The sequence below is a fragment of the Streptomyces sp. NPDC033136 genome, from assembly GCF_055578235.1.
Genome location: NZ_JBVIPD010000004.1, coordinates 386,590 through 400,246, shown reverse-complemented (window position 1 = coordinate 400,246; position 13,657 = coordinate 386,590). Strand labels below are relative to the sequence as shown.

15 protein-coding genes are annotated in these 13,657 nt (G+C 69.5%); 10 read left to right on the top strand and 5 right to left on the bottom strand.

Going from position 1 to position 13,657, the window contains the following annotated elements; translation table 11 throughout:
* Entirely contained in the window at positions 1 to 279 is a 279-nt protein-coding gene (locus tag ACZ5TL_RS10130; protein WP_468589011.1) for a hypothetical protein, read from the bottom strand.
* Positions 280 to 695: 416 nt separating this feature from the next.
* Between ACZ5TL_RS10130 and ACZ5TL_RS10125 the strand changes: the two genes are divergently transcribed.
* Together ACZ5TL_RS10125 and ACZ5TL_RS10120 are read left to right on the top strand one after the other, a co-directional pair.
* Positions 696 to 3,044, top strand: a complete 2,349-nt coding sequence (locus ACZ5TL_RS10125) for an immune inhibitor A domain-containing protein (protein WP_468588907.1) — start codon at positions 696 to 698, stop codon at positions 3,042 to 3,044.
* Between the two features lie 122 nt (positions 3,045 to 3,166).
* The gene (locus tag ACZ5TL_RS10120) at positions 3,167 to 3,511 is read left to right on the top strand and encodes a hypothetical protein (RefSeq protein ID WP_468588906.1); all 345 of its coding nucleotides are present in this window, start codon (positions 3,167 to 3,169) and stop codon (positions 3,509 to 3,511) included.
* A 60-nt stretch (positions 3,512 to 3,571) separates the two neighbouring features.
* On the opposite strand, the gene ACZ5TL_RS10115 is transcribed toward ACZ5TL_RS10120, so the two are convergent.
* Together ACZ5TL_RS10115 and ACZ5TL_RS10110 are read right to left on the bottom strand one after the other, a co-directional pair.
* A complete protein-coding gene (locus tag ACZ5TL_RS10115; RefSeq protein ID WP_468588905.1) occupies positions 3,572 to 4,162 on the bottom strand; it encodes a nicotinamidase in 591 nt (196 codons plus the stop codon).
* Positions 4,163 to 4,274: 112 nt separating this feature from the next.
* Positions 4,275 to 5,675, bottom strand: a complete 1,401-nt coding sequence (locus ACZ5TL_RS10110) for a nicotinate phosphoribosyltransferase (protein WP_468588904.1) — start codon at positions 5,673 to 5,675, stop codon at positions 4,275 to 4,277.
* A 98-nt stretch (positions 5,676 to 5,773) separates the two neighbouring features.
* Here ACZ5TL_RS10110 and clpS point away from each other — a divergent pair, with 98 nt between their 5' ends.
* The 7 genes from clpS to ACZ5TL_RS10075 all read left to right on the top strand — a co-directional run bounded on the left by clpS (position 5,774) and on the right by ACZ5TL_RS10075 (position 10,699).
* A complete protein-coding gene (clpS, locus tag ACZ5TL_RS10105) occupies positions 5,774 to 6,091 on the top strand; it encodes an ATP-dependent Clp protease adapter ClpS (RefSeq protein WP_020270284.1) in 318 nt (105 codons plus the stop codon).
* Positions 6,092 to 6,123: 32 nt separating this feature from the next.
* Positions 6,124 to 6,732: a DUF2017 domain-containing protein gene (locus ACZ5TL_RS10100; RefSeq protein WP_468588903.1), complete on the top strand. Its 609-nt coding sequence runs from the start codon at positions 6,124 to 6,126 to the stop codon at positions 6,730 to 6,732.
* Between the two features lie 365 nt (positions 6,733 to 7,097).
* Positions 7,098 to 8,522 carry an amino acid permease gene (locus tag ACZ5TL_RS10095; protein WP_468588902.1) on the top strand — a complete coding sequence of 475 codons (1,425 nt, stop codon included), beginning with the start codon at positions 7,098 to 7,100 and terminating at the stop codon, positions 8,520 to 8,522.
* A gap of 134 nt (positions 8,523 to 8,656) precedes the next feature.
* Positions 8,657 to 9,079, top strand: a complete 423-nt coding sequence (locus ACZ5TL_RS10090) for a M67 family metallopeptidase (protein WP_376642078.1) — start codon at positions 8,657 to 8,659, stop codon at positions 9,077 to 9,079.
* Between the two features lie 165 nt (positions 9,080 to 9,244).
* Positions 9,245 to 9,340 carry a putative leader peptide gene (locus ACZ5TL_RS10085; RefSeq protein WP_311688247.1) on the top strand — a complete coding sequence of 32 codons (96 nt, stop codon included), beginning with the start codon at positions 9,245 to 9,247 and terminating at the stop codon, positions 9,338 to 9,340.
* Positions 9,341 to 9,463: 123 nt separating this feature from the next.
* Complete coding sequence (locus tag ACZ5TL_RS10080; RefSeq protein ID WP_468588901.1) at positions 9,464 to 9,742, top strand: MoaD/ThiS family protein; 279 nt, start codon at positions 9,464 to 9,466, stop codon at positions 9,740 to 9,742.
* 6 nt (positions 9,743 to 9,748) lie between these two features.
* On the top strand, positions 9,749 to 10,699 hold the full coding sequence (locus ACZ5TL_RS10075) for a PLP-dependent cysteine synthase family protein (protein ID WP_468588900.1): 951 nt from the start codon (positions 9,749 to 9,751) through the stop codon (positions 10,697 to 10,699).
* Between the two features lie 81 nt (positions 10,700 to 10,780).
* Here ACZ5TL_RS10075 and ACZ5TL_RS10070 read toward each other — a convergent pair whose 3' ends face one another.
* Positions 10,781 to 11,299 (bottom strand): type II toxin-antitoxin system PemK/MazF family toxin, encoded by a 519-nt coding sequence (locus ACZ5TL_RS10070; protein ID WP_468588899.1) that lies wholly within the window; start codon positions 11,297 to 11,299, stop codon positions 10,781 to 10,783.
* Between the two features lie 212 nt (positions 11,300 to 11,511).
* Between ACZ5TL_RS10070 and ACZ5TL_RS10065 the strand changes: the two genes are divergently transcribed.
* Positions 11,512 to 12,264 carry an MBL fold metallo-hydrolase gene (locus ACZ5TL_RS10065; RefSeq protein ID WP_468588898.1) on the top strand — a complete coding sequence of 251 codons (753 nt, stop codon included), beginning with the start codon at positions 11,512 to 11,514 and terminating at the stop codon, positions 12,262 to 12,264.
* A 70-nt stretch (positions 12,265 to 12,334) separates the two neighbouring features.
* Here the strand turns inward: ACZ5TL_RS10065 and ACZ5TL_RS10060 are convergent, their stop codons facing one another.
* The gene (locus ACZ5TL_RS10060; protein ID WP_468588897.1) at positions 12,335 to 13,597 is read right to left on the bottom strand and encodes a PTS transporter subunit EIIC; all 1,263 of its coding nucleotides are present in this window, start codon (positions 13,595 to 13,597) and stop codon (positions 12,335 to 12,337) included.
* Positions 13,598 to 13,657: the final 60 nt, after the last annotated feature.

Below are 13,657 nucleotides of genomic sequence, written 5' to 3'. Positions count from 1 at the left end.
TCAGGAGACCGCCCGCTCGCGCACCGGTTCCGGGGCCGGCGCGGGAACCGTGGCCCGGACCGGCTCCCGCGGCGCGGGCTGTTCCACCGCCGCCGGACGCTTCCGGGGCACCGGCACCGTCAGGGCGACCAGGAGCCCGAGGGCGAGTGCCGCGACGGCGATGACCGCGATCCCCGCGGCTGAACTCGTCTGTGACAGCAGCAGCATGGCGAGGGTCGAGAAGATCACGGTGCACGAACCGTAGGCGAGCTGTGCGGCAGTCGGACGGGGCATGGCCATCATGTCCTCGAAAGTGGGGGTCCACGGGGGCGTCGGCCTGGCGTGCCGTCAGCTTCCGGGCGTTCCGCCAGGCGACTCTCTCACCGGCAGGCTGCCCGAGGGGAACGAACGGTAAGCGTGACCTAATTAACAAGGGCGGTGCACAGGGGGCGCACGGAGTCATGACGTCCACGGAGTGGACATGTGCACGCGCCCGCAGGCCGGTGGGGAGGGGGTCGGGGCAACCGATTGGTTGTCCGCAAAACGAACGTCGACTCCGCATAGTGCACTTGACCTGTCCAAGTCAAGGTCTGTCTTTTCTTTCAAACCTCTAGTCAAATGTCGTCACTTGACTACACGCGTTGATCACGCGCGCGCGGACCTTCCTTGACCAGACCCCGGCCTTCCGCGCGCCCGGACGCGGGGGAGGAACTCAAGTGACCAGTAGACCCTGGACGTTCAGAGCGGCCGCCTTCGGTGTGGCGCTCGCGGCGGCCACCGCCACCGCCTCGACGTACGCGGTGGCGGACGACACCTCCGCTCCCCGGTCCACCACCGTGGACCGGCACGACCCGGCGGACCGCCACGGCGACGAGCACGACCTCGAAGGCCCGCTGAGCAAGACCCAGGAGGCCCAGCGGCAGGAGGCCCTGGAACAGGTCATATCCGGCAAGACCAAGGTCAAGAACCGCGAGGGCTCGAAGGTCGTCCAGCTCAAGAGCAAGAAGGGCGACGCCAAGTACGTCGAGCTCGGCCGCGAGAAGACCGACAAGATCTTCACGATCCTGGTCGAGTTCGGCGACAAGATCGACAGCCGCTACGGCGGCACCGCGGGCCCGCTGCACAACCAGATAGCCAAGCCCGACCGCAAGAAGGACAACTCCACGGCCTGGCGGGCCGACTACGACCGGGACTACTTCCACGACCTGTACTTCGGTTCCGGCAAGGGCGTCCACTCGGTCAAGACCTACTACGAGAAGCAGTCCTCGGGCCGCTACTCGGTCGACGGTGAGGTCTCCGACTGGGTCAAGGTCCCCTACAACGAGGCCCGTTACGGCAACAACGCCTGCGGTGACACCAACTGCCCGAGTGTGTGGAACGTCGTCAGCGACGGTCTGAACGCCTGGGTCTCCCAGCAGAAGGCAGCGGGGAGGACCGACGCCCAGATCAAGGCCGACGTCGCGCGGTTCGACGAGTGGGACCGCTACGACTTCGACGGCGACGGCGACTTCAACGAGCCCGACGGCTACATCGACCACTTCCAGATCGTGCACGCCGGCGAGGACGAGTCCGCGGGCGGCGGCGCCCAGGGCACCGACGCGATCTGGGCCCACCGCTGGTACGCCTTCGGCACCGACGCCGGCGCCACCGGCCCGGTGAACAACAAGCTGGGCGGCGCGAAGATCGGCGACACCGGCATCTGGGTCGGCGACTACACCGTCCAGCCGGAGAACGGCGGACTCGGCGTCTTCGCCCACGAGTACGGCCACGACCTCGGTCTGCCCGACCACTACGACACCGCGGGCGGCGAGAACTCCACCGGCTTCTGGACGCTGATGTCGTCCGGCTCCTGGCTGGGCACCGGCAAGAAGGAGATCGGTGACCTGCCCGGCGACATGACCGCCTGGGACAAGCTCCAGCTGGGCTGGCTCAACTACGACACGGCCAAGGCGGGCGTCAACTCCTGGCACAAGCTGGGCGTCGCCGAGTACAACACCAAGCACAAGCAGGCGCTGGTCGTCGACCTCCCCAAGAAGGCGGTCACCACCGAGGTCGTCACCCCCGCCGAGGGCAAGACCCAGTGGTGGAGCGGCAGCGGTGACAACCTCAAGAACACGCTGACGCGTTCGGTCGACCTCACCGGCACGTCGAAGGCGCAGCTGACCCTCGACGGCTGGTACGACATCGAGGCCAACTACGACTACCTCTACACCGAGGTCTCGACCGACGGCGGCGCCAACTGGACCGCTCTCGACGGCACGGTGGACGGCCAGCCGATCCCGCGCGACGGCAGCGACAAGCCGGCCCTGCACGGCACGGTCGACGGCTACAAGAAGCTCGCGTACTCCCTGGACGCCTACGCCGGCAAGAAGATCGATCTGCGCTTCCGCTACCAGACCGACGGCGGCGTGGCCCAGAAGGGCTTCGCGGCCGACGCGATCACGGTCACGGCGGACGGCGCGACCGTCTTCACCGACAACGCCGAGAGCGCGGACGCGGCGTGGAAGGCCACCGGCTTCTCCCGCATCGGCGCATCCTTCACCAAGGACTACGCGCAGTACTACATCGCCGAGAACCGGCAGTACGTGTCGTACGACAAGACGCTGAAGAACGGCCCGTACAACTTCGGCTTCACGGAGCGCCCGGACTGGGTGGAGCACTACGCGTACCAGAACGGCCTGCTGATCTGGAAGTGGGACACCTCCCAGGCGGACAACAACACCAGCCAGCACCAGGGCACCGGTCTGGTCCTGCCGATCGACTCCCACCCGACCGCGCTGAAGTGGGCCGACGGCACGCTGATGCGCAACCGGATCCAGTCCTACGACTCGCCGTTCAGCCGCTACCGCACCGACGGCATGACGCTGCACAAGGCGGACGTCGCGAAGTACATCCCGGGCTCGAAGGGCGTGTCGGTCTTCAACGACCGGAAGAACGACTACTACGACGAGTCGAACCCGACCGGCGGCGTCAAGATCACTGACACCAACACGAAGATCAAGATCCTCAAGGAGGCCAAGAACGGCTCGACGATCGAGCTGGAGGTCGGCCCCGCGGGTAGGTAATCCGCATCCTTGCAGGTCAGAGCATGATCGGCGGTGACCCACTGGCGGGTCACCGCCGATCCGTGTTTAGGTGCGTCCTGTGGCTCTCTTATTGACACCGACCGACACGGGGGGATGAGCGCATGGCAGCAGGAGGCTTCTGCAAGCTACCGAACGGCACGGTGGTGGTGGCACTGAACCTGCCCAGCCCCGCAGCCGACGGCCCCGGCGCCGTCCGCGTCCTCGTCCACTCCGTGAACCGCGCCCGGGCCCTGACCAGGCTCCGCAACCTGGGCCTGCGCTCGGTCTACCTGCGCGGCAACGCGGCCCCGCCGACCCCCGACGAGATCACGGCGGTCCTCCACCACCCCGACGGCCTGATATGGCGCACGGCCCCCGACAACGGTGTCGCCACCGGCCCGGACCTGGTCCAGGAGCTGTGGCGGCCGATCAGATCCCTGCTGCGGCGGCCTTCGGCCCAGACCTGATCCGCGGTGCCCCACGGCCCGGACCTGATCCGCACTACCTGATCCGCGGGACCCGCCGGGCTACTGCACCACCGGCTTGCCCGACAGCTCCACGCTCGCCTCGCGCAGCTCCTCCAGGGCGCGTTCTGTCGTCGCCTGGGACACGCCTGCCGTGAGGTCCAGCAGAACGTGGGTGCGGAAGCCCTCCCGGGCGGCGTCCAGGGCCGTGGCACGGACGCAGTGGTCGGTGGCGATGCCGACCACGTCGACCTCGGTGACCTCGCGGGCGCGCAGCCAGTCGGCCAGCGGGGTGCCGTTCTCGTCGGTGCCCTCGAAGCCGCTGTAGGCCGCCGCGTACGCCCCCTTGTCGAAGACGGCGTCGATCGACCCGGAGGCGACCGCGGGGGCGAAGTTGGGGTGGAAACCGACGCCCTCCGTGCCGGCGACGCAGTGCGCGGGCCAGGAACGGGCGAAGTCGGGGCTGGCGGAGAAGTGGCCGCCGGGGGCGATGTGGTGGTCACGGGTGGCTACGACGTGCTGGTAGCCGGCCCCGGCCGCCTGCCCGATCAGCTCGGTGATGGCGGCGGCCACATCGGCACCGCCGGACACCGCGAGGCTGCCCCCCTCGCAGAAGTCGTTCTGCACGTCGACGACGATCAAGGCGCGGCGCATGGTCGGAGTCCTTCGGCTATGAGGTCGGCAAGCCCGGCCGGTGGACCACCGAGCCTATTGACAACGGAGAGCGGACGCGAGGGGGTACGGGTCGGCGCATCGCGGCACACCGTCATTGGCTACCCGAGTCGCCGTGCACGTACTCCGTGGGAAGGACCGGCTCCCCGCGCGAGAGCTGCGTGGCCGACATCGGCAGACCCGCCCGGGCTGCCGTGTGCCGCTCGCGCACCGCGTCCAGCGGCTCACGCGCCACGACCTCGCCGGCCTTGACCAGCTCCACCAGCATTTGCCGGTCCACGAGCTCGCCCGGTACCGCCCCGGTGCCGATCACCTCGGCCTCGGCGACCCCGTGCGCGTCCAGCCGCCGCGCGGCCCACTTGCGTCCGCCCGAGGACGTCTTGCCGCCGCTGGACTTCTTCGCCACCGGCACCAGCGGCGCCTGCGGATCGGCGGACTCGGCCCGCGCGACCAGCTTGTACACCATCGAGGAGGTCGGGTGGCCGGAGCCGGTCACCAGCTGCGTCCCCACGCCGTAGGCGTCCACGGGCGCCGCCGCCAGCGAGGCGATCGCGTACTCGTCCAGGTCCGAGGTCACGATGATCTTCGTGTCGGTCGCGCCCAGCTCGTCCAGCTGCTGCCGCACCCGGTGCGCCACCAGCAGCAGGTCGCCGGAGTCGATCCGCACCGCCCCCAGCCCGGTCCCGGCGACCTCCACCGCCGTACGGACCGCCTCGGCGACGTCGTACGTGTCCACCAGCAGCGTCGTGCCCCGCCCCAGCGTGTTCACCTGGGCCTGGAAGGCGTCCCGCTCACTGTCGTGCAGCAGGGTGAAGGCGTGCGCCGAGGTGCCGACGGTGGGGATGCCGTAGCGGAACCCGGCCGCCAGGTCGGAGGTGGTCGCGAAGCCGCCGACGTACGCGGCCCGGGAAGCCGCCACCGCCGCCAGCTCGTGGGTGCGCCGGGCGCCCATCTCGATCAGCGGCCGGTCACCCGCCGCCGCAGACATCCGCGAGGCGGCCGCGGCGATCGCCGAGTCGTGGTTGAGGATCGACAGGATCACGGTCTCCAGCAGCACGCATTCGGCGAAGGTGCCCTCGACCCGCATGATCGGCGAGCCCGGGAAGTACACCTCGCCCTCGGGGTAGCCCCAGATGTCCCCGCTGAAGCGGTAGCCGGCGAGCCACTCCAGGGTCTCCTCGTCGACGATCCCCCGCTCGCGCAGGAAGCCGAGGACGCCCGCCTCGAAGTGGAAGTTCTCCACCGCGTCCAGGACCCGCCCGGTGCCCGCCACGACCCCGTAGCGGCGCCCCTCGGGCAGGCGCCGGGTGAAGACCTCGAACACGCTCCGCCGCTCGGCCGTGCCCGCCTCGAGGGCGGCCCGCAGCATCGTCAGCTCGTACTGGTCCGTGAAGAGCGCCGTCGAGGGGACGCCCACCCGCCGCCCGCCACCGCCCTGTCGCGGCAGCGCGTCGTGCCCTGCTTCTTCCGGCAGCCCAAGGTCCGCTGTGTTCATGACGCCCGATCGTACCCCCATTTCGTCAGTTTGACGATTTCGTCAAAGGCCCCCGGATTCCAGGCCCGTTTGTGCGACCACCCCCCTCGGGTGGCAGCATGGGCAGTGTGACGTCACCCGCGCCCCTGGAGATCGAACGCACCGAGTCGGCGGAGGAGGTCTTCGCCGTACCCGAGCCGGACCTCCCCTGGGTCACCATCGTCCACAACGACCCGGTCAACCTCATGAGCTACGTGACGTACGTCTTCCAGACGTACTTCGGCTACTCCAAGGACAAGGCCACCAAGCTCATGCTCGATGTGCACCACAAGGGCCGGGCGGTCGTCTCCAGTGGCAGCCGCGAGGAGATGGAGCGCGACGTGCAGGCCATGCACGGCTACGGCCTGTGGGCCACCCTCCAGCAGGACCGCAAGTAGCCAGCACCCCGCCCAGCAGCGAAAAGGCGTTCATGCCCGGAACCTTCGAACCGCTCCCCGGCGGCGGTGCCGCCGTCGCCCTCGACGACGTCGAGATCTCCATCATCCGGTCGCTGGCCGTCCAGCTCCTGGAGCTCATCGGCCCCGGCCCCGCCGAGGACGCCTCCGGCGACCCGCTCGCCGAGCTGTTCGCCGAGGGCCCGAGCGAGCCGCCCTCCGACCCGGTGCTGAAGCGGCTCTTCCCGGACGCCTACGGCGACCCCGAGCAGCCCGCCCCGCCCCAGAACGCCGAGGAGCAGCGGGCGTACTCCGCCGAGTTCCGCCGCTACACCGAGAACGACCTGCGGGCCGGCAAGCGGGACAACGCCCTGGTGGTGATCCGCTCCCTGGACGCGCTCGCCTCGGCCTCGGGCGGCGAGGGCGGAGCGGTGCTGAAGCTGTCGGCGGAGGAGTCCCAGCAGTGGCTGGGCGCCCTGAACGACCTGCGGCTCGCCATCGGTTCACGCCTGGAGATCAGCGACGAGGAGGACAGCGACCTCCTGTTCCGCCTCCCGGACGAGGACCCGCGCAAGCCGATGGTGATGGCCTACCTGTGGCTGGGCGGACTCCAGGAGACGCTCGTCGGAACGCTGATGTCCTGATCCGTGCGGGTTCCGGGGTCACCGGACGACCGCCTCGTGTTCGCTCAGCGGACGCTCAAATCCGGATAAAGATCACGTCAAGGCATCCGCCTCCTATGGCCTCTTCGGGTGCGCGATGTCCGGTTTCCCTGTGTGATGCGCCACATCGCACCCCCGTGATCGGGGGTGCTGCCGTGATAGATCTTCACGATCGCCCGGCAGAGCACCACCCGAATGTTCGGCCGGGTGCGCCACCGAGCCGGTGACCGCCGGCCAGGCACGGGCGGGCTCCCGAGACCCGCCCCACTCCATCAATCCGGGGGGATCGAAACCCGATCCGAGGCCGACGGAAGGCCCGGGTCGGCATGGAGAAAGGCGCACCACACATGACCTCTGCGCAGGCCGACACGGAGAGCGTGCCCGAAGAGGGGTACGAGCGCGGACTCGGCAGTCGTCAGGTCCAGATGATCGCGATCGGCGGCGCCATCGGCGTCGGGCTCTTCCTGGGGGCCGGGGCCAACATCGCCAAGGCCGGCCCGAGCATCATCCTCATGTACGCCCTCGCGGGCGTGATCATCTTCTTCATCATGCGGGCGCTCGGCGAGCTGCTGCTGTACCGCCCGGTCTCGGGTTCCTTCGCCGAGTACTCGCGGGAGTTCCTCGGCCCGTTCTTCGGCTACTTCACCGGCTGGACGTACTGGCTGATGTGGGTGGTCACCGGCATGGCGGAACTCACCGCCGCCGCGATCTACATCAACTACTGGTTCCCGCAGATCCCGCAGTGGGTCTCGGCCCTGGTCTTCCTGATCGTGTTGTTCGCGGCCAACCTGATCTCGGTGAAGCTGTTCGGCGAGATCGAGTTCTGGTTCTCGATGGTCAAGGTCACGGCCATCATCGGCATGATCGTGATCGGGCTGGGCGTCCTCACCCTGGGCTTCAGTCAGGCCGGCGACACCGCCGCGGTCTCGAACCTGTGGGCCTTCGACGGCTTCTTCCCCAAGGGCGTCGGCTCGTCCCTGATGACCCTGCAGGGCGTGATGTTCGCCTACCTCGCCGTCGAACTGGTCGGTGTCACGGCCGGTGAGTCGGAGAACCCGGAGAAGACCCTCCCCAAGGCGATCAACACCCTGCCCTGGCGCATCGCCCTGTTCTACATCGGTGCCCTCACCGTCATCCTGTGCGTGGTCAAGTGGACCGAGTTCGCCGCGGGCGTCAGCCCGTTCGTGAAGGCCTTCGCGGTCATCGGCATCCCGGCCGCCGCGGGCATCGTCAACTTCGTCGTCCTGACCGCGGCCCTGTCCTCCTGCAACTCCGGCATGTACTCCACGGGCCGCATGCTGCGGAACCTGGCCGAGAGCGGCGAGGCGCCCAGGGTCTTCGCCAGGCTGTCCTCCACCAGGACCCCGGCCCTCGGCATCGGCATCTCGGTGCTCTTCATGGGCATCGGCGTGGTCCTGAACTACACCGTCCCGGAGAAGGCCTTCGGCTACGTCACCTCCGTCGCCACCGCGGCCGGCATCTGGACCTGGCTGATGATCCTGCTCAGCCACGTCCGCTACCGCCGCCAGGTCGTCGCGGGCCACCTGCCCGCCTCGTCCTTCCCTGCGCCGGGCGGCTCGGTGTGCTCCTACATCGCCATCGCCTTCCTGCTCTTCGTCACCGGACTCATCGCCTACGACGCGAACTCCCGGATCTGCCTCTACGTGATGGCCGGCTGGGCCGCCGCCCTGGGCACGGGCTGGGCGGTGCTCAAGAGCCGCGCCCCGCAGATCGCCGACCGCCGCGACGCGGAGTACGAGAAGGCCGGCTGACCCACCCGCCAGGACGCCCCGCCGCGGGGAGTACTCGTGGCACTCCCCGCCGGCAACCGCTCAGCGCGTCCGGCATACGGGCCGTCCCGTACCAACCCTCGGTACGGAACGGCCTCCTGTCTATCCTGGCCAGCATGCTGACCATCACCCAGGCCCTCGTCGACCAGATCGTCGCCCACGCGCGCAAGGACCACCCCGACGAGGCGTGCGGCGTCGTCGCGGGCCCGGCGGGCTCGGACCGCCCCGAGCGCTTCATCCCCATGCTGAACGCGGCCATGTCGCCCACGTTCTACGAGTTCGACTCCGGGGACCTGCTCAAGCTCTACCGCGAGATGGACGACCGCGACGAGGAGCCGGTGGTCATCTACCACTCCCACACGGCGACCGAGGCCTACCCCTCGCGCACCGACATCTCCTACGCCAACGAGCCCGGCGCCCACTACGTCCTGGTCTCCACCGCCGACACCGACGGGGCCGGCGAGTTCCAGTTCCGCTCCTTCCGGATCGTCGAGGGCGAGGTCACGGAGGAGGAGGTCCAGATCGTCGAGGCGCACTGACACCGGTCCGCGCACGGCCCGCACCCGATCCGAGGGCGGCCTGAACCCGGTCCGGGCGCGGCCCGCACCCGATCCGACCTCCCCTATCTCGGCATGCGGATGAATACCGTCCGAAGTGTGGGATCACACTCCGGGGGCCCCACCGGGAATCGATACGATGAGCGCATGGTTTTCCACGACGTGAGCGAAAAGACGCCGGGCGATCTGCTCGTGGCGCGGCTGCACGTCGACCTGTGCAGGCTCGCCAGCGCCATCTGTTGACGCAGCACCCTGCCGCCGTACGGCCGTGAGCCGCGGCGAAACGCTCCGCCTGCGTACCACCACGCAATCCCGCGCCGCCGCGCGCCACCACCCGACGACACCTCCCGACAGGAGCCCTGAGCCATGGCCATCGAGGTCCGCATCCCGACCATCCTCCGCACCTACACCGACGGCCAGAAGGCGGTGGAGGGCAAGGGAGACACCCTCGCCGAACTCTTCAACGACCTCGAGACCCGGCACCCCGGCATCAAGGCCCGCATCGTGGACGGCGACCAGCTGCGCCGCTTCGTCAACGTGTACCTGAACGACGAGGACGTCCGCTTCCTCGACGGCATCAACACCAAGCTGTCGGACGGCGACAACGTCACGATCCTGCCGGCCGTGGCCGGCGGGATGGTCTGATCACCGATGCGCTACGACTCCCCCCTGGCCGCGGTAGGCAACACCCCCCTGGTGTGCCTGCCGCGGCTGTCGCCGTCCGCCGACGTCCGCATCTGGGCGAAGCTGGAGGACCGCAACCCGACGGGGTCGGTCAAGGACCGCCCGGCCCTGCACATGATCGAGCAGGCGGAGAAGGACGGCCGCCTGACCCCGGGCTGCACCATCCTGGAGCCGACGTCGGGCAACACGGGCATCTCCCTGGCCATGGCGGCGAAGCTCAAGGGCTACCGCATCGTGTGCGTCATGCCCGAGAACACCTCGCAGGAACGCCGGGACCTGCTGGGCATGTGGGGCGCGGAGATCATCTCCTCCCCGGCCGCGGGCGGCTCCAACACCGCCGTGCGCGTCGCGAAGGAACTCTCGGCCGAGCACCCGGACTGGGTGATGCTCTACCAGTACGGCAACCCCGACAACGCGGGCGCCCACTACGCGACGACGGGCCCGGAGATCCTCACCGACCTGCCGTCCATCACCCACTTCGTGGCCGGCCTCGGCACCACGGGCACGCTCATGGGCGTGGGCCGCTACCTGCGCGAACACAAGCCGGACATCCAGATCGTCGCGGCCGAACCGCGCTACGACGACCTGGTCTACGGCCTGCGCAACCTCGACGAGGGCTTCGTCCCCGAGCTGTACGACGAGTCCGTCCTCACCAGCCGCTTCTCGGTCGGCTCGGCGGACGCGGTCACCCGCACCCGCGAGCTGCTCCAGCAGGAGGGCATCTTCGCCGGCGTCTCCACGGGCGCCGCGCTGCACGCCGCGATCGGCGTCGGAAAGAAGGCCGTCAAGGCCGGGCAACCGGCCGACATCGCGTTCGTCGTCGCCGACGGCGGCTGGAAGTACCTGTCGACGGGCGTCTACACGGCGGCCACGACGGAGGAGGCCATCGACACGCTCCAGGGGCAGCTCTGGGCGTAGCCGACGGAGCGAACAGAACAGACGAGAAGGGCTGGGGTCACGACCCCGGCCCTTTCGGTTCGACGCCGGCCCTTTCGTATCTCACCCCGCCAGGTACCGCACCTGGTCCCACAGCGCCGGATCCACCACCCCGATCCGCTGCCGGAAGCCCCACACCGGAACCTCCCGCAGCTCGTCGGTCTCCAGGAAGCTCGCACGGCCCTGGGCGTCGCCGACCGAACCCGGGGGCAGGGGGATCACGCCGGTGCGCGCGTCACGGAACCGCGTGGTGATCTTCGCGACGGTGGCCCGCTCACCGCGCACCGCCAGCACCAGGCAGGGCCGGTCCTTCGCCCGCCCGTCTTCCGCCGCCTGGTCTGACCCGCTTCGCGCGGCCCCGCCTGATTCCGCCTCGTCCTCATCGGGGACGTCCGCATAGGGGACGTCCGCCCACCAGATCTCCGCCGGCCGCGGCCGGCCGGCCGGCGCGACGTCGCCGGATGCCGCCGTGCGCTCCCGCCGGGCCGACGGCCGCCGCCCCCGGCCCCAGCCGTCGACGAGCGTGGCGACGAGCGCGAGCAGTACCACCGCGGCGAGCGCCAGCCACCAGGACGTGTCCATACTGAGACGTTACCGGCGTCATCCCTCCCGTGCGCCCTCCCTCACCAGGTTCCCGCCAGGCCCTGCCAGCCGAACCGGTGACACCACAGGTGAGTTCGCCCACAACAGGCCTTGGCGGAGGAGCTACTGGAGGTTTTGCGCCTTACTCTCGACGAACCGCACGACCCCCGACGCCCCTCACAGACATTCCCGCCAGCGGAGGTTTCTGCTTCATGAAGCTCACCGTCGTCGGCTGCTCGGGGTCGTTCCCGTCCGTGGAATCGGCCTGCTCGAGCTACCTCGTCGAGGCCGACGGCTTCCGGCTGCTGCTCGACCTGGGCAACGGTGCCCTGGGCGAGCTGCAGCGCCACTGCGGTCTCTACGACCTCGACGCGATCTTCCTCAGCCATCTGCACGCCGACCACTGCATCGACATGTGCGCGTACTTCGTCGCGCGCTACTACCGCCACGACGGAGGCCGCTGCGGACCCCTCCCCGTCTTCGGCCCCGAAGGCACGGAACACCGGCTGACCACCGCCTACGCGGACACCCCCTCCGCCTCCTCCATGAGCGAGGTCTTCGACTTCCACACGGTCAAGCCGTCCACCTTCGAGATCGGCCCCTTTACGGTGCACACCGAGCGGGTGGCCCACCCCGTGGAGGCGTACGGCATCCGCGTCGAACACGACGGCAAGATCCTGACGTACTCCGGCGACACCGGCGTGAGCCCCGCCCTGGACGAACTCGCCCGGGACGCCGACCTGTTCCTGTGCGAGGCGGCCTTCACGCACGGCAAGGAGAGCATCCCCGACCTGCACCTCAACGGCCGCGAGGCGGGTGAGACGGCGGCCCGGGCAGGCGCCCGCCGTCTGGTCCTCACCCACATCCCGCCGTGGACGGACCCGCAGGTCAACCTGGCCGACGCCCGCGAGGTGTACGGCGGTCCGGTGGACCTCGCGGCACCGCGGCAGATGTACGAGATCTGAGACCCGGCACGCGAAGGCCCCGTAACCCGACGCCCGGCGGCGGGTTACGGGGCCTTCGCCGTACGGCGGACTACTTGGCCTCCGCCTTCTGCAGCTCGGCGAGTTCCTCGTCGGACTCCCGGCCCGGCGTCGGCAGGTCGAACCTGGTGATCGCGAAGCGGAACACCGCGTAGTAGACCGCCGCGAAGCACAGCCCGACCAGCGCCAGGCCCCACGGGTTGGTCGCGATGCCCAGGTTCAGGAAGAAGTCCACCGCGCCGGCCGAGAAGCCGAAGCCGTCCTTCATCCCCAGCGCCCAGGTCAGCGCCATCGAGACACCCGTGAGCACCGCGTGGATCGCGTACAGCACCGGGGCGATGAACATGAAGGTGAACTCGATCGGCTCGGTGACGCCCGTGACGAACGAGGTCAGCGCGAGCGAGAACATCATGCCGCCGACGACCTTGCGGCGCTCGGGCCGGGCACAGTGCACGATCGCCAGGCAGGCGGCCGGCAGGGCGAACATCATGATCGGGAAGAAGCCGGTCATGAACTGCCCGGCGCTCGGGTCACCCGCCAGGAACCGGGCGATGTCACCGCTCTTGCCCTCGTAGGTGCCGGCCTGGAACCAGGGGAAGGAGTTCAGCAGGTGGTGCATGCCGATCGGGATCAGCGCACGGTTGGCGACACCGAAGATGCCCGCGCCGACGGCCCCGGAGCCGACCAGCCACTCGCCGAAGTTGTGCAGCGCCGTACCGAGGACCGGCCAGACGTAACCGAAGACGATGCCGATGACCAGGCCCGCGAAGGCGGACAGGATCGGGACCAGGCGGCGGCCGCCGAAGAAGCCGGCCCAGTCCGGCAGCTTCGTGCGGTAGAAGCGCTGATAGAGCAGGGCGACGACGAGGCCCATCACCACACCGCCGAGCACCTTGGCGTCCACCGGCGCGTCCGTCATGACGACCTTGCCGTCGACGACCTCCGCCACCTGCGGCAGGTTCTTGTCCGTGAACGTGGCCAGCACGTTCTTGAAGACGAGGTAGCCGACCACAGCCGCCAGGGCGGTGGAGCCGTCCGACTTCTTGGCGAAGCCGATCGCGATACCCACGGCGAACAGCAGCGCCATGTTGTCGAGGATCGCGTTGCCGCCGGCCGCCATGAAGCCCGCGATCCTGGTGACGAAGGCGGGGAACGACTCGCGCCCCAGCATGTCGGTGTTGCCGAGGCGGACCAGCAGGGCGGCGGCGGGCAGGACGGCGACGGGCAGCATGAGGCTGCGGCCGATACGCTGCAGAACCGCCATCACCGCCGGCCCCTTCTTCGGGCTCGCGGGCGCGGCTGTGGCTGTGGACATGGGCTTCCTCCAGGGGGCACGGCGCCGCCCAGGAAGAATGCGACGGGGGACGGCGGCGTC